The sequence below is a fragment of the Streptomyces sp. ML-6 genome, assembly GCF_030116705.1.
GTDB lineage: Bacteria > Actinomycetota > Actinomycetes > Streptomycetales > Streptomycetaceae > Streptomyces.
In genome coordinates this window covers 408,046-430,973 of record NZ_JAOTIK010000001.1, presented here as the reverse complement: position 1 = coordinate 430,973, position 22,928 = coordinate 408,046, and the positions used below count along the sequence as shown (strand labels likewise).

Annotated in this window: 23 protein-coding genes; 15 read left to right on the top strand and 8 right to left on the bottom strand. The window is 72.3% G+C overall.

The annotated features are described in order from the left end of the window. Positions 1 to 9 precede the first annotated feature (9 nt). The 7 genes from OCT49_RS01975 (at position 10) to OCT49_RS01945 (ending at position 5,489) form a co-directional block, all read left to right on the top strand. On the top strand, positions 10 to 210 hold the full coding sequence (locus tag OCT49_RS01975; RefSeq protein WP_148836055.1) for a hypothetical protein: 201 nt from the start codon (positions 10 to 12) through the stop codon (positions 208 to 210). A 77-nt stretch (positions 211 to 287) separates the two neighbouring features. After that, positions 288 to 1,445: a methyltransferase gene (locus OCT49_RS01970; RefSeq protein ID WP_283850155.1), complete on the top strand. Its 1,158-nt coding sequence runs from the start codon at positions 288 to 290 to the stop codon at positions 1,443 to 1,445. 175 nt (positions 1,446 to 1,620) lie between these two features. Beyond that, positions 1,621 to 2,799 carry an acyl-CoA dehydrogenase family protein gene (locus OCT49_RS01965; protein ID WP_283850154.1) on the top strand — a complete coding sequence of 393 codons (1,179 nt, stop codon included), beginning with the start codon at positions 1,621 to 1,623 and terminating at the stop codon, positions 2,797 to 2,799. A gap of 200 nt (positions 2,800 to 2,999) precedes the next feature. Further along, a complete protein-coding gene (locus OCT49_RS01960; RefSeq protein WP_283850153.1) occupies positions 3,000 to 3,506 on the top strand; it encodes a GNAT family N-acetyltransferase in 507 nt (168 codons plus the stop codon). Positions 3,507 to 3,682: 176 nt separating this feature from the next. Continuing rightward, the gene (locus OCT49_RS01955) at positions 3,683 to 3,847 is read left to right on the top strand and encodes a hypothetical protein (protein ID WP_283850152.1); all 165 of its coding nucleotides are present in this window, start codon (positions 3,683 to 3,685) and stop codon (positions 3,845 to 3,847) included. A 43-nt stretch (positions 3,848 to 3,890) separates the two neighbouring features. Beyond that, the gene (locus OCT49_RS01950) at positions 3,891 to 4,478 is read left to right on the top strand and encodes an SMI1/KNR4 family protein (RefSeq protein ID WP_283850151.1); all 588 of its coding nucleotides are present in this window, start codon (positions 3,891 to 3,893) and stop codon (positions 4,476 to 4,478) included. A gap of 456 nt (positions 4,479 to 4,934) precedes the next feature. Further along, entirely contained in the window at positions 4,935 to 5,489 is a 555-nt protein-coding gene (locus OCT49_RS01945; RefSeq protein WP_283850150.1) for a nitroreductase family protein, read from the top strand. A 193-nt stretch (positions 5,490 to 5,682) separates the two neighbouring features. Here OCT49_RS01945 and OCT49_RS01940 read toward each other — a convergent pair whose 3' ends face one another. After that, a complete protein-coding gene (locus OCT49_RS01940) occupies positions 5,683 to 6,345 on the bottom strand; it encodes a CBS domain-containing protein (RefSeq protein WP_283855640.1) in 663 nt (220 codons plus the stop codon). Positions 6,346 to 6,568: 223 nt separating this feature from the next. Beyond that, positions 6,569 to 7,246, bottom strand: coding sequence for a CBS domain-containing protein (locus OCT49_RS01935; protein WP_283850149.1), 678 nt, complete (start codon positions 7,244 to 7,246; stop codon positions 6,569 to 6,571). Between the two features lie 493 nt (positions 7,247 to 7,739). On the opposite strand from OCT49_RS01935, the gene OCT49_RS01930 reads away from it, so the two are divergent. Beyond that, on the top strand, positions 7,740 to 8,444 hold the full coding sequence (locus OCT49_RS01930; protein ID WP_283850148.1) for a helix-turn-helix domain-containing protein: 705 nt from the start codon (positions 7,740 to 7,742) through the stop codon (positions 8,442 to 8,444). 97 nt (positions 8,445 to 8,541) lie between these two features. Here the strand turns inward: OCT49_RS01930 and OCT49_RS01925 are convergent, their stop codons facing one another. After that, complete coding sequence (locus tag OCT49_RS01925) at positions 8,542 to 9,459, bottom strand: universal stress protein (RefSeq protein WP_283850147.1); 918 nt, start codon at positions 9,457 to 9,459, stop codon at positions 8,542 to 8,544. A gap of 186 nt (positions 9,460 to 9,645) precedes the next feature. Between OCT49_RS01925 and OCT49_RS01920 the strand changes: the two genes are divergently transcribed. Both OCT49_RS01920 and OCT49_RS01915 read left to right on the top strand, forming a co-directional pair. Next, the gene (locus tag OCT49_RS01920; RefSeq protein ID WP_283850146.1) at positions 9,646 to 10,551 is read left to right on the top strand and encodes a universal stress protein; all 906 of its coding nucleotides are present in this window, start codon (positions 9,646 to 9,648) and stop codon (positions 10,549 to 10,551) included. Beyond that, positions 10,548 to 11,468: a universal stress protein gene (locus tag OCT49_RS01915; protein ID WP_283850145.1), complete on the top strand. Its 921-nt coding sequence runs from the start codon at positions 10,548 to 10,550 to the stop codon at positions 11,466 to 11,468. Before OCT49_RS01920 ends, OCT49_RS01915 begins: the two co-directional genes overlap by 4 nt. A 625-nt stretch (positions 11,469 to 12,093) precedes the next feature. Here OCT49_RS01915 and OCT49_RS01910 read toward each other — a convergent pair. The 4 genes from OCT49_RS01910 to OCT49_RS01895 all read right to left on the bottom strand — a co-directional run bounded on the left by OCT49_RS01910 (position 12,094) and on the right by OCT49_RS01895 (position 15,222). Then, the gene (locus OCT49_RS01910) at positions 12,094 to 12,711 is read right to left on the bottom strand and encodes a CBS domain-containing protein (RefSeq protein WP_283850144.1); all 618 of its coding nucleotides are present in this window, start codon (positions 12,709 to 12,711) and stop codon (positions 12,094 to 12,096) included. A gap of 107 nt (positions 12,712 to 12,818) precedes the next feature. Then, positions 12,819 to 14,153: a nicotinate phosphoribosyltransferase gene (locus tag OCT49_RS01905; protein WP_283850143.1), complete on the bottom strand. Its 1,335-nt coding sequence runs from the start codon at positions 14,151 to 14,153 to the stop codon at positions 12,819 to 12,821. A gap of 53 nt (positions 14,154 to 14,206) precedes the next feature. Continuing rightward, positions 14,207 to 14,860 carry a CBS domain-containing protein gene (locus tag OCT49_RS01900; protein ID WP_283850142.1) on the bottom strand — a complete coding sequence of 218 codons (654 nt, stop codon included), beginning with the start codon at positions 14,858 to 14,860 and terminating at the stop codon, positions 14,207 to 14,209. Continuing rightward, positions 14,857 to 15,222, bottom strand: a complete 366-nt coding sequence (locus tag OCT49_RS01895; protein ID WP_283850141.1) for an MBL fold metallo-hydrolase RNA specificity domain-containing protein — start codon at positions 15,220 to 15,222, stop codon at positions 14,857 to 14,859. The genes OCT49_RS01900 and OCT49_RS01895 overlap by 4 nt, the downstream gene beginning before the upstream one ends. On the opposite strand from OCT49_RS01895, the gene OCT49_RS01890 reads away from it, so the two are divergent. From OCT49_RS01890 to OCT49_RS01870, 5 genes are all read left to right on the top strand, one after another. Next, a complete protein-coding gene (locus tag OCT49_RS01890) occupies positions 15,194 to 15,715 on the top strand; it encodes a hypothetical protein (RefSeq protein ID WP_283856032.1) in 522 nt (173 codons plus the stop codon). The two genes, OCT49_RS01895 and OCT49_RS01890, sit on opposite strands and share 29 nt — an antisense overlap. Next, entirely contained in the window at positions 15,712 to 16,482 is a 771-nt protein-coding gene (locus OCT49_RS01885) for an HAD family hydrolase (protein WP_283850140.1), read from the top strand. The genes OCT49_RS01890 and OCT49_RS01885 overlap by 4 nt, the downstream gene beginning before the upstream one ends. Then, a complete protein-coding gene (locus OCT49_RS01880) occupies positions 16,479 to 18,869 on the top strand; it encodes a glycoside hydrolase family 65 protein (RefSeq protein WP_283850139.1) in 2,391 nt (796 codons plus the stop codon). Before OCT49_RS01885 ends, OCT49_RS01880 begins: the two co-directional genes overlap by 4 nt. Positions 18,870 to 19,188: 319 nt before the next feature. After that, positions 19,189 to 20,061: a universal stress protein gene (locus OCT49_RS01875; RefSeq protein WP_283850138.1), complete on the top strand. Its 873-nt coding sequence runs from the start codon at positions 19,189 to 19,191 to the stop codon at positions 20,059 to 20,061. Between the two features lie 328 nt (positions 20,062 to 20,389). Then, a complete protein-coding gene (locus OCT49_RS01870; protein ID WP_283850137.1) occupies positions 20,390 to 22,135 on the top strand; it encodes a sensor histidine kinase in 1,746 nt (581 codons plus the stop codon). Here OCT49_RS01870 and OCT49_RS01865 read toward each other — a convergent pair. Next, positions 22,132 to 22,881 (bottom strand): response regulator, encoded by a 750-nt coding sequence (locus OCT49_RS01865; RefSeq protein ID WP_283850136.1) that lies wholly within the window; start codon positions 22,879 to 22,881, stop codon positions 22,132 to 22,134. The genes OCT49_RS01870 and OCT49_RS01865 overlap by 4 nt on opposite strands. Positions 22,882 to 22,928 lie beyond the last annotated feature (47 nt).

The following is a 22,928-nucleotide window of genomic DNA, read 5'->3' as shown; positions in this document are numbered from 1 at the left end:
GGAGGCGGCATGAGCGACGAGCCCGAATCCGTATCCGCAACTCGGGGAGTGACCCCCGACAGCCTCTTGCACACGGGTGGCAGCGACCATCCGTCGGCGGAGGACCTGGTGCTCGCCTCCGGGCGGGACCTCACCCCGGAGAACCTCCAGTGGGCGGAGCGCAGGCTCGCCCGGGAGGGCCGGTCGGCGATCGACAAGGCGCTGCCGTAGCGGGCGCGTCCGCCCGGAGGCCGGGCCGCGGGAAGTGTTGTGGGCACTCCCCGCGGCTCGGCTAGCCTGGGTGCACAATGAACCGTTTGACGACGTCAGGGGCCGGGTACGAACTGGCCCGCTTCCCCGAGAACCCGCGCGACCCGTTCCGCGCCTGGGATGCCGCCGACGAGTACCTGCTGCGGAGGCTGGAGGGGGAGGACGGGGCGGAACCCGTCGACCTGTCCGGCACCGTGGTCGTGGTGGGCGACCGCTGGGGCGCCCTGAGCACCGTACTGGCCGGCCACCGGCCCGTGCAGATCACCGACTCCTACCTGGCCCGGCGCGCCACCCTGGCGAACCTGGCCCGCAACGGCGCGGACGCGGACGCCGTACGCCTGCTGTCGGCCAGGGACACCCCGCCGGACCGCATCGACGTCCTGCTGGTACGCGTGCCGAAGAGCCTCGCGCTGTTGGAGGACCAACTGCACCGGCTCGCGCCGGCCGTCCACGCGGGCACCGTCGTGATCGGCACCGGCATGGTCCGCGAGATCCACACCTCCACCCTCGAACTCTTCGAGCGGATCATCGGCCCGACCCGCACCTCCCTCGCGGTGCGAAAGGCCCGGCTCATCTTCTCCACCCCCGATCCCGGCCTGGCCCGGACGCCCAGCCCCTGGCCCCACCGCTACGAACTGCCCGAAGGCGTCGGCCCGGTCTCCGGCCGGACCGTCGTCAACCACGCGGGCATCTTCTGCGCCGACCGCCTCGACATCGGCACCCGCTTCTTCCTCGGCCACCTCCCCGCACGCAGCGGTCCCGACCGGGTCGTCGACCTCGGCTGCGGGAACGGCGTCGTCGGTCTCGCCGCGGCGCTCGCCAACCCCGAGGCGTCGGTCACCTTCATCGACGAGTCGTACCAGGCGGTCGCCTCCGCCGAGGAGACCTTCCGGGCCAACGCCGGCCCGGACGCCGAGGCCGAGTTCAGGGTCGGCGACGGGCTGGCGGACGCACCGCCCGCCAGCGTGGACCTGGTGCTCAACAACCCGCCGTTCCACTCCCACCAGGCCACCACGGACGCGACGGCCCGCACCATGTTCCACGGGGCCCGTGCCGCGCTGCGGTCCGGCGGCGAACTCTGGGTCGTCGGCAACCGGCACCTCGGCTACCACACCCAACTCCGCCGCATCTTCGGCAACTGCGCCACGGTCGCGGGCAACCCGAAGTTCGTCGTCCTGCGCGCCGTCAAGCGCTGACCCGTACGAGAGGCGCCGGCCTGCCGCGACCCCGGTCTGCCGCGGCCCCCGGCCGGCCGCCGGGATCACACGCCCACCCGCACGAGGGCACCGGCCCTTCCGGATTCCTGCAACACGTTCTACTGTGTGCGCCGCCGCACACGGGCGACGCGAACGCGAGACTCCTGGAGGGGCCGTGCACCTCGAATACACGCCTGAACAGCAGCAGTTGCGCGCCGAACTGCGTACCTACTTCGCCGACCTGGTGCCCCCCGACGCCCACACGCGCCATGCCGCCCCCGAGGAACAGAAGCGCTTCTACCGGGAGACGATCCGCCGCCTCGGCACCGACGGCCGGCTCGGCGTCGGGTGGCCGACGGAGTACGGCGGACAGGGGCTGTCCGCGATGGAGCAATTCATCTTCTTCGACGAGGCGGCCCAGGCCGGCGTGCCGCTGCCGCTGATGGCCCTCAACACCGTGGGGCCGACGATCATGCGGTACGGCACCGACGAGCAGAAGGCGTACTTCCTGCCGAGGATCCTCAGCGGCGAGATCGACTTCGCCATCGGCTACAGCGAACCGGAGGCGGGCACCGACCTCGCCGCCCTCAGGACCCGGGCCGTGCGCGACGGCGACGACTACGTCGTCAACGGGCAGAAGATCTGGACGACCAACGGCGACACCGCCGACTGGGTCTGGCTCGCCGTCCGCACCGACCCGGACGCGCCGCCGCACAAGGGCATCACCATGCTGCTCGTCCCGACCACCGACCCCGGCTACTCCTGCACCCTGATCAACACCCTCGCCTCGCACGACACCACCGCCAGCCACTACGAGAACGTCCGCGTCCCCGTCACGCACCGAGTCGGCGAGGAGAACCGGGGCTGGCGGCTCATCACCAACCAGCTCAACCACGAACGCGTCACCCTCGCCGCCCACGGCACCATGGCCATCCGCGCCCTCCACGACGTCCAGCGCTGGGCGGTGGACACCCGCCTCGCCGACGGCCGCCGGGTCGCCGACCTCGGCTGGGTCCGCACCCTCCTGGCCCGCACCCACGCCAGGCTCGACGCCATGAAACTGCTCAACTGGCGCATGGTCTCCGCAGTTCAGGACGGCACCCTCACCCCGCAGGACGCCTCCGCCGTCAAGGTCTACGGCTCCGAGGCCCGCCGCGACGCCTACGCCTGGCTCATGGAGATCGTCGGCTCGGCGGCCCCCCTCAAGGAGGGCTCGGCGGGCGCCGTGCTGCACGGCGAACTCGAACGCGGATACCGCTCCGCCGTCATCTTCACCTTCGGCGGCGGTAACAACGAGATCCAGCGGGAGATCATCTCGTGGATCGGCCTGGGGATGCCGCGGGTCCGACGCTGAGCGCGTGCGACCACAGATTTCTATTACCGAATACCGGGAGTGTGGGCTGTCCCGTGAAGAATCTTCGGGCGGGGCAGGCGCGACTGGCTGTGTACGCGAGCGAGAACGGGTTCTGGTCCGCTTCCTGCGGTGTACGCAACGTGGGGAGACGTTGCACGGACTACCCGGCTCGGTCGGCGGCGAGATTTATGCTCGGACGCATGATCGAGACCGAGCGGCTGCTCCTGCGACCTCTGCGTGTGTCCGACGTCGACGCTTTCGTCGAGCTCCATGCCGATCCGAAGGTCAACAGCTTCGTGGGGTCCTTCTCACGGCAACAAGCACGGGAACGCCTCACCGCGATCGAGCGACAGTGGGCCGAGCGAGGCCATGGTCTGTGCGCGATCGAGCTGAAGCCGAGCGGGGAGTTCATCGGGCGAAGCGGTTTGCAGTACTGGGAGCAATTCGACGAGGTGGAACTGGGATGGACCCTCCGAGCAGAGCATTGGGGGCGCGGGTACGCGACCGAGGCTGCTCAAGCATGCCTGGACTGGGGATTTGCCACGCTTGACGACGACTACTTCACGGCTCTCATGCGGCCGGGCAACGAGGCGTCAGTGAGGGTGGCCGAGCGCCTGGGGTTCGCGCCGCGTCGAGAGGACCATCTGAAGGGCCGTCCAGTCACGGTGTATGCCGTGGACCGTCCCGCCAAGTTGCTTGTTTGTTGATGTTCCATGTGAGTCACGACAGCAGGGCTCTCCTCTTCAACAGGGCGAAGCCGGCGCGACCGGACATTTGACGATTGAGCATCTTGATGCGGTCGACGTGTCCCTCGACGGCCCCCGAGTTCCAGGGTTGTGCGAGGGCGGCGGCGAGGTGACCGGCAGCGAGGAGCGCGTGGACGGTGACGATGGACGCACTTCTCGGCGGCCTCTCCCAGGTTGTGCCAGAGATGCCACCGGGCGGCGATCTGGATTGCCGGCGGGCCCCGCGCGTGGCGCCTTCGGCGGAGAAATTCGGCCGCGCCGGCTTCACTTTCCTGCGGAAGAGGGTTCTTCTGGCCGGCTGACCCCAGCCACCCATAGGGTGATGGGGGCAAGAGAAGAGGCACAATGGATCCCCGCATACCCCGCTTGCGCCGCAAGCTGGCCGCGATCCCGTTCCAACCACTGCGCAGCCACTCCTTCGGGGAAGAGCAACACGAGTTTCGCCTTGGTCCGAAGCTGACGGAAGCACGCGTCGCTGCGTTTGAGGCCGAGCACGACATCGCTCTGCCTGATGCCTATCGACAGTTCCTCACGCACATCGGCGGCTCAGGCGCGGCGCCGTTTTACGGCCTCATGCCGCTGGAGCGGTGTTCCCTGCTGGTCATGGATTCGCGCGGGGAACCAGGGACACCTCGCGGCTTCAACGGCACAGGATCCGGGACCCACGAACGCGACCTCTTCCTCCACGTCATCGAAATGGGCTGCACCGACGTATGCGTCATGGGGGTGACCGGTCCCCTCACCGGCCGCGTCCTCATCGGCAACAGCGACGGGTTTTGGGGCCCCAACGTTTCCTCCGCCACCGACTTCCTCGGCTGGTACGAACGCTGGCTCAACCACATGAGCGCCGGATGTGACAACCGGGCCCTGGAGCTCACCTCACCCCGGCTTCGTGCCCATCCAGACCGCTATCGCATGGCCCCGAAAATCTGATTCTCCGTAACCACTCCACGGAAAGTAAGCCAGAACCCGAAGTCATGAACACCGAATTCGTGGCTCTCGAGGTGCCTCCCGCTCTCATGGCCAAACGACGGCGCAACTCGGCTGCGTACTGGAATTGATGGGGTGACGTCGGGGAGTTCGGCTGAGCGTTGAGTCCTGTGAGCTGTACGACTTGCGTGGTGAGGTACGAGCAGGGCGGTGGTCCGACTGAGACCGAGAGGGGCTGCCCGCTTGAGCGCGACGGTATCCAGGTCGGCGGCCCTCTGCCCGGCCGGGCCCGATACGGCGTCCTGGGCGGCGCGGGCCCTCTTTACCCGGCCCCGCCGCCACTCCGAGCTGATGCCGGGCTCCCGGGCAACCTCGGTTACCGTCCGCCCGGATGCCCTCACGAGCTCGATCGCGGACCCGGACGGAATACCCTTGCGCGGCGGCCAGTTGCACCAGGGCATGCGATGTGACCAGAAGCTGCTCGGCGGCATTCACCCCCTGTTGGCCGGACGGTTCAGCCCCTACCGGTTCGACCCGTCGGCCACCGTGGACGACCACTCCCTGGGCCTGCTGCTGGAAGCCGCGCGGTGGGCACCGTCCGCCGGGAACTCCCAGCCCTGGGGCTTCTTCACGAGTCGTCCGGGTGAACCGGAGCACGAGCGGGTGGTCCGCCACCTCGCGCCCAGCTCGGCCCGGTGGGCGACGGACGCCGGGTTGCTCGTCGTCACGTCGGCGCGCCGTCACGTGGACGGCACGGAGCTGCTCTACTCCGAGTTCGCGGACTACGACCTCGGCCAGGCCATCGCCCACATGACCGTCCAGGCCGAGGCGATGGGACTGGCTTCCCACCAGTTCAGGGCCTTCGACCTGGAGGGCCTCACCGAAGAACTGCGCCCCAATCCGGGATGGGCGATCGTCTCCATGATCGCGTTGGGAAAGGCCGCCGGAGAACTGCCGGCGACTCGCGACCGGCGCAGCATCGCCGATCTGCTTTCCGCGCCCTGGGAGCCGTGAGCGAAGCGCTCCGTCCGGGCAAGCCGGTCCGAGGTCCGGCCGCCCACCGACGCCGACAACGAGGCCGGGGCGCCGTTCTGGCGCCGTGAACACGCTCGTATCCGTACCGGGAAGGGGCTTCACCGGGCTGACCGGCCAGACCCCCTCCCACGGTCCGATCGGTCGGCCCGGCGAACCTTCGCGGCCACGGGGTTCAGGCCGTGTCATCGGTGGCCGGGGCAAGACGGACCGAGGAGACCGAGACCACTCCGTCGACCGTCGCGCACATGCGCTCGATGGCCGGGATCATGCCGCGGGACGGCAACTTCCCGCCGAGCTCGACCCGGCCCCCGCGCACCTCGACGGTGAGCAGGGCCGGGTCGAGGCGCAGGGCGCCGACGATTACGTCGTCGATGATCTCGCGGCGGATGTCCTCGTCCTCACGGAGAAAGATCCGCATCAGATCCCGGCGGCTGACGATTCCCAGGAGCCGGTCCTCGGCGTCGACCACGACGAGGCGTTTGATGCCCTGGACCTCCATCAGCCGGGCCGCCTCCGCCACCGTCCACTCGGGGCGGGCGCACACGGCGGGAGCCGACATCAGTTCCTCGGCGCGAGTTCCCTCGGCCTTCGCCAGCTCCCACGCTTTCAGTCCGGGCACGGGGGGCGGCCCGCCCGGAGTGGCGGCCCGGTCGGCGGCCTTGCGCAGCAGGTCCCCTTCGGAGACCACGCCGAGCACCCGGCCCTCGCCGTCCACCACGGGCACCGCGGTCAACCGGTGCCGTGCGAGCACCCGCGCGATCTCCTTGAACGGGACGTCGCCATGGACGCTCACCACGTCATGGGTCATCAACTCCGCGATCCGGCTGTGACGCATCATCCATTCCTTCCTCCGCGTGCGGGTGTCTCCGCCGAGGTCAGCAGGCGGGCGACGCAGCCGTGCCAGGTGTCGAGGGCCGTGCAGCCGTCCCGCCCGGCAGCCCGGCAGCCCGGCAGCCCGGCAGCCCGGCGGGCCGGCGGGCCGGGAACGCCCGCGCCGTAGGGAGAACGCGGCCCGGGCGTCGGCACGGCCGGGCCCGACGGGGCCACCCACAGGGCGTTCATCGCGGCGGCTCCACGTCGAGGGCGAGGTTGTCGTAGGCGTAGTCGAGGGACTCGTGCAGGGCGACGACCCCATCGACGGAACGGCACAACCGCACGATCACGGGAATGTCGGCGCGCTCCTCGACACGGCCCGTCAAGGTCACGACCCCCTCGGCGACAGCGACGCGGAGCGTGTCGGGGGCGAGCCCCAGGGCGCCGGCCAGGACGTCGTGCTCGATCTCGGCACGGATCGCGGAGTCGCTGCGGAGGAACGGGCGCAGCAGATCGCTGCGGCTGACGATCCCGACGAGCCGACCGGTCTCGTCGGTCACGGGAAGCCGCTTCACTCCCTTGTGGTGCATCGTCCGGGCCGTCTCGACGAGATTCCACCCCGGCTGCGCCGTGACGGCCGGGGAGGCCATCAGCTCGGCCGCCGTCTCGGCGTCGGGCAGTCCGTGCTCCTGGGACAGGACCTGGACGCCCGCCCAGCGCCCCTCCAGGTCGGGGAGTCCGGCGGTGGCCCGCAACAGGTCGGCCTCCGAGACCACACCCAGCAGGCGTCGGTCCTCGTCCACGACGGGGACCGCCGAGATGTCGTTCTCGGCGAAGAGACGGGCGATCTCCTTGAACGAGGCCGAGGGAGCCGCGGTGACGACGTCGTGCGTCATCACTTCGAAAACCGTTCGATGCTGCATGACGGTCCTCCTCACGGGGGTGCGGGGTCCCGGCAGGCTCCACCCTGCTGCGCCGGTGCAGCGGGCGGGCAGTGCCGAACGGTCCCCTTCCGGGACCGATGGCCCCTATGAGGGGAAGCCGACCGGGCGCAGGGTGGGTTCGGGAGCACGGGCCGCCCGAGAACGCGACGGCCCGGCGACCCGCGGCGATCGGGAGAAGGCCATGACTGGGACCGGGACCCGGCACGGCCCGGGGGAACCGCGTGCCGGCCTGGGGGCCCGGCAGGGCGATCGGCTGATCGTGGGTGAGGCCACCCTCGGGGACGAGGGCCGGGGCGGCGAGGGGTCCGCGCGCAGGGTACCGACCGAGCGCCCCGCCGCCGGTCCGTTGGTCGGCGGGGCACGCCGCCGTCGGCCTGTAACGCGGCAGGGCGGCCCACCGTGCCCCGCACCACGCCGCGTGTCCCGTCGCCGTCGGGCCGCAGCACCGAGTGACCGTCGAGGGAGAAACCTGATGAACACCGCAGACGGACACCACCGGAGCGATCTCGGCCGCCGCGTCGCGACGAGGCGCCGGCAGCTCGGCCTCTCCCGGGAGGACGTGGCGGCCCGGGCCGGCTCCACCCCCGGCTACATCGCCTACGTGGAGGAGCGGCTGCCCGCCCCCGGGATCGAGTTCCTGGTCCGGCTCGCGAACGCCCTGGAGACGACGGTCCAGGACCTGACGGGTCTCACGGCCGGTTCCCCGCAGGGCGAGGGGCCGGCGGGGAACCGGCCGAGGCCGGAGGCGCTCGACGAGAAGGAGTGCTGGGCGCTGCTCGACGACCACGGCGTGGGCCGGGTCGCCGTGGAGGCCGCGGACGGGCTGGACGTCTTCCCCGTCAACTATCAGATCCTCGACGGGAAAGTGCTCTTCACCACCACGTCCACGTCCGCGCTCGCGCTCGCAGCGGCGGCCGGGGCCGAGATCGCCTTCGAGGAGGACCACCTGGACGAGGCATTCCGCCAGGGCTGGAGCGTGCTCCTCGTCGGCCCGGTGCGCACGGTGTCCGACCCCGTCGAGGCACAGGCCCTCCGGGACGCCGCGCACTCGCAGCCGTGGGCCGGGGACGGACGGGACACGGCCGTGCTGCTCTCGCCGCACCGCGTGACGGGGCGGCGGATCCTGGTGCCGGGCGCGCCCGGCACCGCCGACGGGTCCGACGGGCGGGAGCCCTGACATCCGGGTGCCGGTCCATCCGGGCCCGGGAGTCCTGGCACCACACCCGTCTGCCGGTTCATCCGGCTCATTCGGTTCATCCCGCCCCGGTTCCGGCTCATCCCGCCCCGGTCGGCTCACTCGGGGGAACCGCCCCCGTGGGCTCGCTCAGGGGAACCACCGCGACCGGAGCGGGGCTGTGGTGGAGGACCGCGTGGGCCACGTGGCCGAGACGCGTCCCGACGGGCAGCCGGGGCGTCCGGCGTCCCACGATCACGAGCTCCGCGTCCTGTGACGCCTGCACCATCTGGTGGGCGGCGGAGCCCGGGATCGCCCTGGCCGTGGCCTCCACCCCCGGGAATCGCCCGCGCCAGGGCTCCAGCAGGTCCTCGAGGTCGCCGAGCAGGTCGGCCCCGAGCTCTTCGCCGAGCCCCGGGTCCACGACGGACGCGTAGCCGTAGGAGGCGGGCAGCGTCCAACTGTGCAGGAATCGGAGAGGTACCCGCCGCCGCGCCGCCTCCGCGAACGAGAACGCCAGCAGGGATTCGCACGGGTGGTGGACGTCGACGCCCACCACGATCCCGTCGCGGGGGGCCGTCGGCCCCGCATGCCGCCCCGCCCCCTCCGCACGCACGAGGACGACCGGCTTACGTGCCGAGCCGACGACGGGGAGGGAGACCGAGCCGACGACGAAGCCGAGGACGCCGCCGAGACCCCGTGACCCGAGCACCATCAGATCGGCCTCGTCCGCCGCGGCCGTCAGCACGTCCGCCGCCCGGCCGCACGTTCGCCCGGTGAACACTTCCAGGCCGGGATGCTCCTTCCGCAGACGGTCCGACTCGTCCCGCAACAGTTCCTCGGCCCGTTCGGCGAGAGTCCGGGCGTACGGAAGCGGCACCTCGGGCGTGTTCGGCCATTCCTCCACGTGCACCAGCCGGAGCGGGACCTCGCGCAGCACCGCTTCCCCCGCCGCCCAACGAGCCGCGGCGAGGCTTTCGTCCGAGCCGTCCAGACCCACGGTGACCTGGGCTGTCATCACTGCCTCCTCGGCCGTGCCGGTCCACGGCTCCAGGCTCGTACCGGGCCTTCCCGGGGAGAGAGGGCCGGGCAGGTCTCGATCGGGGCCGAACGGCCCATGCCGGTGGGGCCCGCAGGGGTGCGAGCGTGAGGAGTGTCGTCCTCGGGGACGTGCGCGGACCCCGGGCGGACCGAAGGAGGAACCATGAGCAGCGAGATCCCCGTCCGGCCCGAGCTCGCCACCGTCGTCGTGGGGATCGACGGATCACCTTCCGCGCGGACGGCCGCGCTCTGGGCCGCGGCGGAGGCGGACCGGCGGTCCCGACCCCTGCACCTCGTCCACGCCGCCGACACCGACCGGCGCGCCTACTGGAGCGACGCGGAGACGATCCAGGCGGTGCGGGAAGCCGGCCGCGATCTGCTGATCGAGACCGCGGACGCCGTCCGGGAGCGATTCCCGGGTCTCACCATCACCAAGGAGCTCGGCCGCCAGGAACCGGTCGCCGGACTCCTGGCCGCCGCCGGCGGCCGGGGAACGATCGTGGTCGGCAGCAGAGGGCTCGGAGGTTTCTCCTCCCTCCTGCTCGGCTCCGTGGGACTGGGAGTGGCGGCCCGTGCCGAGGTGCCCGTGATCGTCGTACGGGGGGAGGCGGAGCGCCCCGAGTCGGGCTCGGTCACCGCGGCCGTGCACGACTCCACGGACCTGGGGTGGCTGCTCCTGGCCGCCGCGGAGGCGGACGCCCGCAAGGCGGCACTGCGCATCGTGAGCGTATGGAACGTGCTCACCCACGTCGGTACCGTCGCGACCATGCTCGACGACCTCGACGAGATCGCCCAGCGGCGGGTGCAGGACATGAAGGCGCTCGCCGACCGCGTCCGCGAGCGGTATCCCGACCTGATCGTCGGACATCATGTGGAGACCGGAACGAGCACCCCCGGAATCCTGATCGAGGCGAGTGCCCACACCGACCTGCTCGTGATGGGCCGGGGCCGCCACCCGCTGGGGGTGGGACCGTCCCTCGGACGGGTCGCCCATGCCCTCCTCCACCACGCACACTGCCCCGTGGAGATCGTTCCGCCGGGCTTCGCGAGCGGGGACGGCACGACATGAACGACCTCCTGTTCGGTGTCGACCCGAAGGGACCGGCCGTCCCGGCCATCGCCTGGGCCGCCGCCGAGGCCGACCGCAGACGACTGCGGCTGTGCCTCGTGGTCGCGTTGCCCCCCGTCCACGACCGGCTGTGGTACGACGCCGTCGGCCACGGGAGCGCCCTGCGGCTCCGGGCGGAGTCGGCGCTCGCCAACGCGGAGGACCTCGTACGGGAACTGCACAGCGACGTGAGGACCTCGGCGGAACTCATGGACGGGGCGCCGGCCACGGTGCTGCTCGACCGGGCGGCCGATGCCGACCTGGTCGTCGTGGGGTCACGCGGTCTCGGCAGGGCCGCCGAGCTGCTCGGTGAAGGTTCGGTGGCCGTCCCGCTCACCGCGCGTGCCCCCTGCCCCGTCGTCGTGGTCCGCGCCCCGGAACACACCGCGGTGCATCCACCGACCCTCGTCGTCGGCGTGGACGGCAGCGGGTCGAGCCGGGAGGCCATCGGGTTCGCCCTCGAGGAGGCGAGCCTGCGCGAGGCACGACTGCGGGCGGTCTGGGTCTGGCCCCGCCCGGTCCTCGCGCACGACGACACCGAGGAGGGGCTGTCCGAGCGGCGGCGCCTGCTCGCCGAGTCCTTGGCCGGCTGGGCGGAGCGGTACCCGGACGTGGACGTCTCCGCAGAGGTCTGCCGGGGACACCCGGTCGAACAACTCGCCCTGGCCGCGCAGTCCTCCCTCGCCCTCGTCGTCGGACGCACGGGGCGGGGCGGTTACACGGGCATGCGCCTCGGCTCGACGGTCCACGGTCTGCTGCACCACGCCGACTGCCCGGTGATCACCGTCCCCTCCGCCGGACGGGAGGGGCGAAACGGCACCCCCGCACGGGCCCGAAGGCCCCGCCTCCGCACGACCGGCCGACCCCTGTCGCGCTGACCCCCGCCGCGTTGATCCGCCCGGCGCCGGGAGGACGCGCGCGAGGAGACGTTTCCCACCGCCCCGGAGAGGTGAGCACCATGGAGCGCATCCGGATCAGTACCAGACCCGGCCGACCCCGTGAGCGGCCCCCGCTCGACCTGCGCACCCCGTCCGGCCGCCCCCTGCCGTACTGAACCGGGGACCGGACGGCTTCGCCGCGGTCGAGCGGCACGTGGCCGGGGCGGGGGCGGTCCTCGACGCGAACACCGGAGAAGAGGGATGACCATGCCCCGCAGGACACGACGCCGCCCCGCCCACGAACCGAGGCCGTTTCGGCTCGAGCGCCGGGACACCGCGAGCGATGTGCCACCCATGGCGAACCGACCCCTGCCGCATGGCCCGACGACGACCGGACGGCCTCGGCGCCCAGTGCACACCGTCCGGGTTTCCGCCGCCTTTCTCTGATGCCCCGGACGGCGGGGACAGGGCCGCCGCCACGAAACCCCTGCCCCGACTCCGCCGCGGACGCGCCACCGATCCGGACGGACAGCCCGGACGAGCTGCGGCGCGCCCGGCGCCGCCGACGGCCCCGCCCGTCACCGGGCCCGTGCGGGCGGTGCCTCGGGAGAGCCTGCGGTGAGTGTCACTTCCCGGTGGTGGCGTCGTCGGTGGCGTCGTTCTCGTGATGGAGCCGGTCGACGACTCCCACGACACCATCGACACTGTTGCAGAGCCTGAGGAGGACGGGCACGAGTCCGGCGCGCCGTACCGTGCCGCTGAGGGTGACCCGGCCGTCCTGGACGTCCACCGAGAGGTCCGACGGGTTCAGTCCGAGGGTGCGGGTCACCACGTCCTCGACGATCTCCTCCTGGATCGCCCGGTCCCTGCGGAGGAACAGCTGGATGAGGTCGCTTCGGCTCAGTACACCCACGAGCCGCCCCTCGTCGTCGACCACGGGCAGGCGCTTCACCCGGGACCGGTCCATCACGCGGGCGGCTCGCACCACGCTCCATTCGGGCCGGGCGACCACGGCGGGGCTCGACATGAGCGCTCCCGCCGTGTGGAGCCCGGAGCCGACGGCGCGGGGGCGTACGAGATCGGCTTCGGAGACGACGCCGAGCGGCCGGTCCGTCTCGTCCACCACGCAGACGGCGGTGATGTCGAACTCGTCCAGGAGCCGGGCGATCTCCTTGAAGGGGGTGCCCGGCACGACACTGACGGCCGTGGGCGTCATCAACTCGGCGACACTTCGATGCCTCATCCCGGTCCCTTTCCCATGCCTCGGTCCGCCGGCTTCCCTCTCTCATGATCGCCCGCCCCCGGAGGCCGGGGGAGGGCCGACCGGCCCTCGGGGACACCGTCGCCGTTCTACGGTGCGGTCCCGGTCCTTTCGGCGATCCGGCGCCGGACGGTGGCCGTCAGGGCGGTCAGCCGGGCCGACACCGAGGGTACGGGTGCCACCGGGGCCGCGATGCGCCGTGCTTCCTCCGGCAGGGCCGAGAGATCGGCCTCGAAGCGGCCCCGGGCGGCCGTCGGGGTGTCGGGGGGCTCCGTCCGCGATCCGTCGCGCATCACGGTCCGCAGCAGCGGCTCCGTGCCCTCGGGCGGCGCCTCGTCGGCCAGGCCGATCACGTCCCGGAACCCCGGGCCGCGGAAGACCTGCTTCGGCCCCGGTGCGGTGACCTTGGCGGACGAGAGCTTCATGACGGGTTGGCCGTCGTATTCGACGAGTTTGTACGCCGCGTCCAGGTAGGGGGCGTCGGCCGCCGTGCCGACCTTCGTACCGACGGCGTAGACGTCGATCGGCGCGCCCTCCCTCACGAACCGGTCGACGCCGTACTCGTCCAGGCCGCCGCTCGCGATGATGCGGACATCGGCCAGCCCGGCCGCGTCGAGTGCGGTACGGGCCCGGCGGGCCAGTACGCCCAGATCACCGCTGTCGAGCCGGATCGCGCACCCCGCCCCGAGTCCGAGGTCCGTGAACACGCGCGCGGCCGTGGCCACTCCGCGCTCCGTGTCGTACGTGTCGACCAGGAAGGTCACCGGACCCGGATGGGTGCGGGAGAAGGCACGGAACGCCTCCTCCTCCGAGGGGAAGCTCTCGATGTACGAGTGGGCCATCGTGCCGACGGCGGGAATGCCGTACCGGCACGCGGCGGCGACGTTGCTGCTGCCCGCGAACCCGACCAGGGCGCACAGCCGTGCCGCCTGCATGCCCGCCTCGGGACCGTGGGTCCGGCGCAGCGAGAAGTCCACCAGGGGCCGTCCGGCGGCGGCGAGCACGCACCGGGCCGCCTTGGAGGCGACCGCCGTCTGATGGCACAGCAGGGACAGCAGGTACGTCTCCACCAGCTGGGCCTGCGGCAGCGGGGCGGTGACCTCCAGCAGCGGTTCACCGGGGAGGACGATCCGGCCCTCCGGCACGGCCCGGACCCGACCCTCGAAGGAGAGGCCGCGCAACGGCGCGAGGTCCGCCACGGGGCGCCGCATCGCCTCCGCGAACTGCTCCGCGTCCGAACGGCCCACTCGGAAGCGGGAGAGGAAGTCGAGCGCCGGTTCCAGCCCAGCGGCGACCAGGAACCCCCGCCTCGGGGGCAGGGCGCGCACGAAAAGGCTGAACGTGGCCGGCGCCCGCATGTCCTCCCGCAGGTACGAGAGCGCCATGGTGACCTGGTACAGGTCGGTGGACGTCACTTCGGGCACGCCCCGGGGACGCGTGGCCGCCCCGCGTTCCGTACGGGGACGGCGCGCCCCGGCTACGCGTCGGCGTCCGCGGTGAGCTCGCATCGTACGTCCACCACCCCTTCGACAGCTCGTGCCGGCCGGTCCGCGACCGGGACGGGCGTGCTGTCGCACACGGTGCCGGTCAGCGTGATGACACCGGCCTCGGCGCGGACGTCGACCTGGTCGCGCGACAGAGGGAACAGGGGTGCGACGACATCGTTCCGGACCTCGGCGGCGAGTTCCTCGTCCGGACGGAGGAAGACCTTGAGCAGGTCGGCACGGCTCACGATGCCCTGGAGCGTGCCGTGGGTGTCGACGACCGGCAGCCGTTTGACGCGTCGGGTGGCCATCAGCCGGGCGGCCTGCGGCAGCGGGGCGCCGGGACCGACGGTGACGGCGGGCGAGGCCATCAGGTCCTCGGCCCGGGCGGAACCGGCCTTCGTGGTGGCGTCGGGCCTCCGCAGCTGCTCGATGAGGCCGAGGCGGTGGTCGTGGAACTCCTCCTTGAGGATCAGATCGGCCTCGGAAACGACTCCGACGACCCGACCCTCCCCCTCGACCGCGGGGAGCGCGGTCACCTTCCACCGTTCCATGGCGGCGGCGATCTCCTTGAATTCCGCGCCGGGCCGGACGGCGACGACCTTCTTGGTCATGACGTCGGCGACGGTGAACGGCCGGGGGGTCATGGCGGTCTCCTTCGACGGCACGAGCCGGGTTCCGGGCCGACGCCCGGCCGGTCCTTCTCCCCCCAGGCTCTCGTGGGAGGTGCGGAGCCGGGGAGGGCCGCGCAGGTCACACCGAGGGGCCGAAGGGCCCGGGTCGACGGACCAGAACGGCTCACCCGAGCGGGCACGACGGCCGCCCGGCCCCGTTCGTGATCGATACGGTCGTGCGGGGCCTCGGACGCGGCCGGTTCGCCGTGCACGAGGCACGAGACACGTGGGGCGATGGGCGGGGGCCGGGCGCCTCGGAACCAGTCGACGACCTGTCCCGCCTCGGCACGGGCGCAGAAGTGCGATATGCCGGTGACTTCGGCCCGTACGGGCACGTACTCGCCGGACGTCTTCGGCGTACCCGGGCACCGACCAGGACGGCACGCCGCCCTCGCGCAGCCCCGTCAGTTCGTGCGGGACGACCGCGGCGCGGACATCGGCGGCGTCACGGGCCAGGGGTTCCCAGTTGCGTCGGCGCGGGTTCGCGAAACCCTGGAAGGGACCACAGTCGAGAAGGAGTCGCACGTGGCCGCTCTTGCCCAGGAACGTGCTGCCGGTGACCGTTCCCGCCCCGCCCAGGAAGCCGAGCAGGGCAGGAAGAGGTACGGCGGCCGCCGGGCCCGGGACCGTCCCGGACACGGCCGGCCCTCCTCTGAGACCGGCCGGCCCCCGGCCGCGGAACCGGTCACCCACCGGTTCGAACCCGGGCAGATGGAGGAGGCGTACGACGTCTTCGGCCGCGCCGCGGGGACCGGGACGATCAAGGTCGCGCTCGGCGGTCCGCAGCCCACGGCCGTCGAGGCCGCGCACTTCGCGGGGGCCGGATGAACGGCCGCCCCGGCTCCCCGCCGCCGCGGGGCGTCGTCCTCGACACCGACGGCGTGCTGCTCGCCTCCGCCACCGTCCACGCGGCGGCGTGGAAGACCGCGTTCGACGCCTGCCTCGCGGAGTGGACACCCGGGGAGCGGGGCCGGAAGCCGTTCGACGCCGACGCCGACTACCGCCGGTTCGTCGATGGCAGGTCCCGCTACGACGGGGCCGAGGCGTTCCTGACGGCCCGGGGCATCCGCCTTTCCCCCGGTGCACGCGATGACCCTCCTGGCTGCGACACGGTCCGGGCCGTGGCAGCGCTCAAGGAACAGGCGTTCCAGGACGCCCTGCGCAGGAACCCGGTCGTCCCCTTCGAGGACGCCGGGCGGGCGCTCACCGCCCTGCGCTCCCTCGGCGTGCCGTGCGCGGCGGTCTCGGCGTCCCGGCACGCCCGGGCCCTGCTCACCACCGCCGGACTCGACCGGCTCCTCACCGTTGTCGTCGATGGCGAGGACATCGCCCGGCTGGGCCTCGCCGGCAAACCGGACCCCGCCCTCTTCCTGCACGCCGCCGGTCTCCTCGGCACCCGTCCCGAGGACGGCGCGGTCGTCGAGGACGCGCTCGCCGGAGTCTCGGCGGCCCGCGCCGGCCGCTTCGGGCTCGTCGTCGGCCTCGACCGCACCCCCGACCGGCACCACACCGCAGCACTGCGCGAACAGGGCGCCGACCTCGTCGTCGCCGACCTCGCGGAACTGCTGGGGACCGTGTGGGGAGTGCTGCCATGACCACGGCACGGATCTGGCGGTACGACACATACGATCCGGCGCGGGAACGGCTGGTGGAAGCGCTCTGCACGCTCGGCAACGGCAGATTCGCCACCCGCGGCTCCGCCCCGGAGTGCACCGCCGACGCGTTCCACTACCCGGGCACCTACCTCGCCGGCTGCTACGACCGGCGCACCTCGCTCGTCGCCGGCGAGCAGGTCGAGAACGAGGATCTCGTCAACCTGCCGAACTGGACCCTGTTGCGCTATCGCTGCCTCCCCGACGACAGCCCTCCGGGAGACTGGCTCACCCCCGACTCCGCACAACTGCGCCACTACGACGTCCAGCTCGATCCGGGCCGGGGAGTCCTCACCCGGCGCCTCTTCTTCCAGGACGTCCGGGGGCGCGCTCTGCGGGTCGGCCACCTGCGGATCGTGCACATGGGAGACTCCGGGCTCGCGGCCCAGCTCACCACCTTCCACGCGTACGGCTGGACCGGTGCCGTCGAGGTCGAGGCAGCCCTGGACGGCGCCGTCACCAATGCCGGCGTCGAGCGCTACCGCCACCTGGAGAGCCGCCACCTCCTCGGCCATCGCAGTGGTTTCGAGCCCGACGGGACCGCCTTCCTGTCCTGCCGCACCAGCGACCCGGGCCACCTGATCGCCCTGGCCGTACGCACGGAAACCTGTCCCGAGCGCCCGGTCCGGGCGATCACCACACCGACCGGCACCGTCCAGACGTACCGCCTGCCCCTGGGCAGGGGCCGTTCGGCGAGTGTGGAGAAGACCGTGGCCCTGCGCACCTCGCTGGACCGCCCCCCGGGCGACCCCCTCACCGAGGCCGTCGGGGCCGTCACCCGCGCACCGGCCTTCCCTTCGCTGCTCGCCACGCACCGGGCCGCCTGGCAACGGCTCTGGGAGGAGGGCGAACTGTACGTACCGGGAGAAGCGGGCCACATCCTGCGGCTGCACCTGTTCCATCTGCTGCAGACGCTCTCCCCGCACACGGCGGAGCTCGACGTGGGCGTTCCCGCCCGCGGCCTGCACGGGGAGGCGTACCGGGGCCACGTCTTCTGGGACGAACTCTTCGTCCTGCCCTACCTCGACCTCCACTTTCCCGAGGTGGCCAGGGCTCTGCTCGTGTACCGCCACCGCAGACTGCCGGCCGCCCGCGCGGCGGCCCGTCGCGCCGGTCAGCAGGGCGCCATGTACCCCTGGCAGAGCGGGAGTTCGGGGAGGGAGGAGACGCCGGAGCTCCACCTCAACCCGCGGTCCGGACGCTGGCTGCCCGACCGCTCCCGGCTCCAGCGGCATGTCGGCTCGGCCGTCGCGTACAACGTCTGGAAGTACGTGCAGGCCACCGGGGACCAGGGTTTCCTGCATGCCGAGGGCGCCGAGATCCTGCTGGAGATCGCCCGCTACTGGGCCGGTTCCGCCACCCTCGACCCGGCCTCGGGCCGCTACCGCATCCGTGGGGTGGTGGGACCCGACGAGTACCACGACGCCTATCCGGACGCCACGGTTCCGGGCATCGACGACAACGCCTACACGAACGTGACCGCCGCCTGGGTGCTCGCCCGCGGCCTCGACCTGCTGGACGAACTGCCCGTCGCACGGCGGGCGGAGCTGCGCGAGCGACTCCTGCTCGACGACGGGGAACTCGACCGCTGGGACGAGGTGTCCCGCCGCCTCCATGTGCCGTTCCACCAAGGTCTCGTGAGCCAGTTCGAGGGCTACGGAGAACTGGCGGAACTCGACTGGGAGGCGTACCGGGCCCGTTACGGGGACATCCGCCGGCTCGACCGCATCCTGGAGGCCGAGGGCGACACCGTCAACCGCTACCAGGCGTCGAAGCAGGCCGACACCCTCATGCTCGGCCACCTCTTCCGGCCCGAGGAACTGTCCGAACTGTTCACCCGGCTCGGATACCGGCTGGACGACGAGATCTGGCGGGCCACCATCGCCCACCACCTGCGGCGCACCAGCCACGGTTCGACCCTCAGCAGCCTCGTCCACGGCTGGGTGCTGACCCGGCAGAAGGGTCCCGACGCCTGGCGGTACTGCGAGGAAGCGCTGGTCACCGACGTGGCGGACGTCCAGGGCGGCACGACGGGCGAGGGCATCCACCTCGGGGCCATGGCCGGCACGGTCGACCTGGTCGAGCGCGGGATCACCGGCCTGGAGGCGGGACCGGACGGGTTGCGGGTGGCACCGGTGGCGTTGCGCCAGCTCCCCGGGTTCGCCTTCACCCTCTGCTGCGGCGGTCACCGCGGTGTACGTCTGCGGATGCTGCCCGGCCGGCTGGGGATACGGGTCCCCGCCTCGTCGAGGGGGCCGCTCGCCGTCGTGCTGCCGGAAGGACGGCGGACCACCGTCGCACCGGGGGAGGAGCGGTGGTTCCGGCTGTGACCGGCCGTCCCCCTGGGACCTTTGGCCCCACCTGTGCCCCCAGCGGACCTCCGGACCCCGGGCGGCCGGGTGCGAGGGTGGAAACCGAGGGTGGAAACAGCCCCGGCGGACCGACGGGGGAACCCCGGCCGGAATCCACGGCGGCCGAGGCACCGGAACGGGCTTTGCCGGTGCGGACGGAGCACCGTCGCGAGCAGCACGAGCGTGGTCGGCCGACGGGTCCTCGGACGCCTAGGACCGGCACCCGGCCGGACCTGCGGCACGCCCACCGCCCGGTGGAGCCCGTTCCCGGGCACGGACCCGGAGAAGGGAGCACCTCATGACCTCCGGCACGGAACGCCGAGACATCGTCGTGGGCATCGACCCCGTCCGTGCCGGGCACCTCCCCCTGGCCTGGGCGGCCGACGAGGCCCACCGGCGCCGACTGGCGCTCCGGCTCGTCGTCGCCGTACCACCACCGCCGCCGCACGAAACCCGGCGTGAGGGCGAAACCCCCGGGCACCGGGCCCGGACACAGGCGGGGAAGGACGCGTTGCGGGCCGCGGCCGACTGGGCACGGGCCCGGCAACCGGCTGTGGACGTCGAGGCCGTGCTCCGCAGCGGCTTCCCGGCCCCCGTGATGGCCGGACTGTCACAGGAGGCCGCCATGGTCGTCCTCGGTTCCCGCCACCTCAGCCGCACCGAGGAGTTCCTGAGCGCCGGCTCCCTGGTCGTCCCCGTCACCGCACAGGCACGGTGCCCCGTCGTCGTGGTGGGCGACGCGGAACACAGCACACAGGATCCGTCACACCTCGTCGTCGGCGTCGACGGCAGCGAGTCCTCCCGGGCAGCCCTGGCCCTGGCCTTCGAGGAGGCGGACCTCAGACACTGCGCGTTGCGTGCCGTCGCGGTCTGGCAGCCGCCCGTGTTCTCCCCGCACAGGAGCGACACGCTGTTCCACGCCGAGCGCCGCCTGCTCGCGGAGACCACCGCCGGATGGGCGGGGAAGTACCCCGACGTCCGGCTCACCCACGAAGTGCTCGTCGGCTCGCCCGTCGAGACGCTCGCGGAAGCCGCCGAGCACGCCCTGGCCGTCGTCGTCGGGCGTCGGGGCCGGGGCGGCTACACCGGGATGCGGGTCGGTTCCGTCGTCCACGGGCTGCTGCACCGCGCCCGCTGTCCCGTGATCACCGTTCCTTCTCCCACCGGCTGAGAGCGCGACACCGACGCCCTCGCCCTCTCCCCGGTCGTCGCCGCGAACACGACCGTCGCCGCGAACACGACCGTCGGCGTGAACACGACCGTCGCTGTGAGCACGACCGCCGCCGTGAACATGGCCGTCGGCGTGGCGCAGGAGATCCACGCGGACGACGCCGTCACCACCCGATCGGCCCTGAGTCGCGCCGCACGCGCGGGCGCGGCGCGACTCGTCCGGACCGCGTTCCGGCGGACGGGTCCGGCAGGAACGGCCGGGGCATCCGGACTACCGTGAAACCGGGTGCGGCAGATGCTGCGCGTGCCGGATGCGACCGGAGGTTTTGATGGGTCGGGAAAGAGCCGGATCCGCGGACCCACGGCTGCCGCGACTCCGGCTCGACGAACTGCTCGACGAGCTCCAGGTCCGCATCGACGAGGCGAGGGGCACCAGGGACCGCCTCAACGGACTGTTCGCGGCCGTCATGTCCGTCGGCCGTGAACTCGACCTGCCGCAGGTGCTGCACAGCATCGTCCAGGCCGCGGTGTCCCTCGTCGATGCCGAGTACGGGGCGCTGGGCGTCATCGGCGAGGACCGGAAGCTCTCCGAATTCCTTCCCGTCGGCATCGACGACGACCTGCGACGGCAGATCGGAGACCTGCCCTCGGGACACGGCATCCTCGGCGAGCTGATCCGCAACCCGGAGCCGCTGCGCCTGGCCGAGCTGTCCGAACACCCCGCCTCGTACGGCTTCCCGGCCCACCACCCGCCGATGCATTCGTTCCTCGGCGTCCCCATCCGGGTCCGCGACGAGGTCTTCGGCAACCTCTACCTCACGGAGAAACGCGGAGGAGCCGAATTCGACACCGAGGACGAGGCCGTCGTGACCACCCTGGCCGGTGCCGCCGGTATCGCGATCGAGAACGCACGGCTGTACGAGAAGGGCCGACGCCGACAGCGATGGCTCGCCGCGAGCTCCGACTTCACCAGCGCCCTGCTCTCCGGCACGGAGGAGACAGAGGCCCTGGACGGGATGCTGGAGCGGGCGGTGGACATCCTCGGCGCCGACACGGGGATCTTCTACCCGGTGGGCGCGGACGGCGAGTTGCGGGGCGCGCTGGCCCGGGGCGAGGGCGCCGACGTCCACCGGGGCCTCGCCCTGCCGGGCGGCGAGGGCACCCTGGCGGCCGTCGTCCTGGCGCAGGGGGAGGGACTGGTCACGGTGGCGGACGTCGGGAGCGACGAGCGGGTGACGGCACGGCCGGACCGCTGGAAGGGCTTCGGGCCGGTGGTGGCGGTCACGGTGGCCACCGAGGAACGGCTGAGCGGTGTGCTGGTCCTCGCCCGGCGCGGTGGACGGGCGCCCTTCACGGAGGCCGAGACCGCCGCCCTTCCCGGATTCGCGGGACAGGCGGCCCTGGCCCTCGAACTGGCCGCCCGCCGCCGTGACGCCGAACGGGCGACCATCCTGGAGGACCACGACCGGATCGCCCGCGACCTGCACGACCTGGCGATCCAGCGACTCTTCGCCACCGGCATGAACCTGCAAAGTGCCCGGCGGTTCGTCAAGCATCCGGAGGCGAGGGGCCGGCTGACCCGGGCGATCGACGACCTGGACGCCACCATCAAGATCATCCGGTCGACCATCTTCGGCCTCCGGGAACACGACGAGCCCGGCACCGCGCCGAAACTCAGGAGCCGCATCGTCTCGGCGGTCGATTCGGCCGCACCGGTCCTCGGGTTCGCCCCGGCCCTGCGCATGGAGGGGCTGCTGGACACGGACGTGCCGGTCGAGGTGGCCGATGACGTCGTCGCGGTGATCGGTGAGGCGCTCACCAATGTGGCCCGGCACGCCGGTGCGTGCGCGGCCGAGGTCACCGTCCTCGCCGGGGAGGGGAGCCTGGTCGTGACGGTGGGCGACAACGGAGTGGGCATCCCGCAGGACCGGACGGACCGAGGTCTGCGCAACCTCTCCGAGCGGGCCGGGCGACTGGGCGGTTCGCTGTCCGTCCTCCCCCGGACGGAACCCCCCGGCGGCACCCTGCTCGAATGGCACGTCCCCCTGCCGCCGGACCGGAAGGAAGGACGCTAGGTCCTCCCGTCACCTCCCGCCACCTCTCGTCGGCCTTCCTCGGCGTCGTGCTCATGGCCGTCGTGCGCATGGGCCTCGTGTCCATGGGCCTGTGCCGCGATCACGGCCGCCTGCACCCGCCGTTCCACCCCCAGCTTCCCGAGCAGCCGCGAGATGTGGTTCTTGACCGTCTTCTCCGACAGGTAGAGCCGCTTGGCGATCTGCCGGTTGGTGAGCCCCTCGCCGATGAGCTCCAGGACCGAACGCTCGCGCTCGGACAGCGCGGCGAGGCGTTCGTCCTCCGGGGGCTTCGCCGCTTCGGGCTCCCGCAGGGAGCGCATGAGCCGGGCGGTGGTGGCCGGATCGAGCATCGACTGCCCGGTCGCCACGGTGCGCACCGCCGAGACGAGGTCGGAGCCCTTGATCTGCTTGAGGACGTAGCCCGCCGCCCCCGCCATGATCGCGTCCAGGAGCGCGTCCTCGTCGTCGAACGAGGTCAGCATCAGGCACGCCAGGCAGGGCATCCGTGAGCGCAGCTCCCGGCACACGGTGATCCCGTCGCCGTCGGGCAGCCGCACGTCGAGGACGGCCACGTCCGGCCGCAGGGCAGGCCCCCTGGCCAGGGCCTGGGCCGCCGTGGAGGCCTCGCCCGCCACCCGCATGTCGGGCTCGTCGTCGATCAGGTCCCGGAGACCCCGCCGCACCACTTCGTGGTCGTCCACGAGAAAGACCCGGGTGGGAGTATCGGCTGCCGTCAGATCGGTCATGGCGGTCCCTGCGGTCGATGGGCACGTAACCGCCCCCACAAGGATTG

Excerpts from the sequence above, each read along its gene's own strand:
- OCT49_RS01910 (WP_283850144.1), bottom strand. The coding sequence starts at position 12,711 with ATGAGGCATCGAAGTGTCGCCGAGTTGATGACGCCCACGGCCGTCAGT.
- OCT49_RS01930 (WP_283850148.1), top strand. The coding sequence starts at position 7,740 with ATGAACACCGCAGACGGACACCACCGGAGCGATCTCGGCCGCCGCGTC.
- OCT49_RS01950 (WP_283850151.1), top strand. The coding sequence starts at position 3,891 with ATGGATCCCCGCATACCCCGCTTGCGCCGCAAGCTGGCCGCGATCCCG.
- OCT49_RS01970 (WP_283850155.1), top strand. The coding sequence starts at position 288 with ATGAACCGTTTGACGACGTCAGGGGCCGGGTACGAACTGGCCCGCTTC.
- OCT49_RS01920 (WP_283850146.1), top strand. The coding sequence starts at position 9,646 with ATGAGCAGCGAGATCCCCGTCCGGCCCGAGCTCGCCACCGTCGTCGTG.
- OCT49_RS01870 (WP_283850137.1), top strand. The coding sequence starts at position 20,390 with ATGGGTCGGGAAAGAGCCGGATCCGCGGACCCACGGCTGCCGCGACTC.
- OCT49_RS01960 (WP_283850153.1), top strand. The coding sequence starts at position 3,000 with ATGATCGAGACCGAGCGGCTGCTCCTGCGACCTCTGCGTGTGTCCGAC.
- OCT49_RS01945 (WP_283850150.1), top strand. The coding sequence starts at position 4,935 with ATGCGATGTGACCAGAAGCTGCTCGGCGGCATTCACCCCCTGTTGGCC.
- OCT49_RS01935 (WP_283850149.1), bottom strand. The coding sequence starts at position 7,246 with ATGCAGCATCGAACGGTTTTCGAAGTGATGACGCACGACGTCGTCACC.
- OCT49_RS01885 (WP_283850140.1), top strand. The coding sequence starts at position 15,712 with ATGAACGGCCGCCCCGGCTCCCCGCCGCCGCGGGGCGTCGTCCTCGAC.
- OCT49_RS01915 (WP_283850145.1), top strand. The coding sequence starts at position 10,548 with ATGAACGACCTCCTGTTCGGTGTCGACCCGAAGGGACCGGCCGTCCCG.
- OCT49_RS01875 (WP_283850138.1), top strand. The coding sequence starts at position 19,189 with ATGACCTCCGGCACGGAACGCCGAGACATCGTCGTGGGCATCGACCCC.
- OCT49_RS01925 (WP_283850147.1), bottom strand. The coding sequence starts at position 9,459 with ATGACAGCCCAGGTCACCGTGGGTCTGGACGGCTCGGACGAAAGCCTC.
- OCT49_RS01865 (WP_283850136.1), bottom strand. The coding sequence starts at position 22,881 with ATGACCGATCTGACGGCAGCCGATACTCCCACCCGGGTCTTTCTCGTG.
- OCT49_RS01880 (WP_283850139.1), top strand. The coding sequence starts at position 16,479 with ATGACCACGGCACGGATCTGGCGGTACGACACATACGATCCGGCGCGG.
- OCT49_RS01975 (WP_148836055.1), top strand. The coding sequence starts at position 10 with ATGAGCGACGAGCCCGAATCCGTATCCGCAACTCGGGGAGTGACCCCC.
- OCT49_RS01890 (WP_283856032.1), top strand. The coding sequence starts at position 15,194 with ATGCCGGTGACTTCGGCCCGTACGGGCACGTACTCGCCGGACGTCTTC.
- OCT49_RS01900 (WP_283850142.1), bottom strand. The coding sequence starts at position 14,860 with ATGACCCCCCGGCCGTTCACCGTCGCCGACGTCATGACCAAGAAGGTC.
- OCT49_RS01940 (WP_283855640.1), bottom strand. The coding sequence starts at position 6,345 with ATGCGTCACAGCCGGATCGCGGAGTTGATGACCCATGACGTGGTGAGC.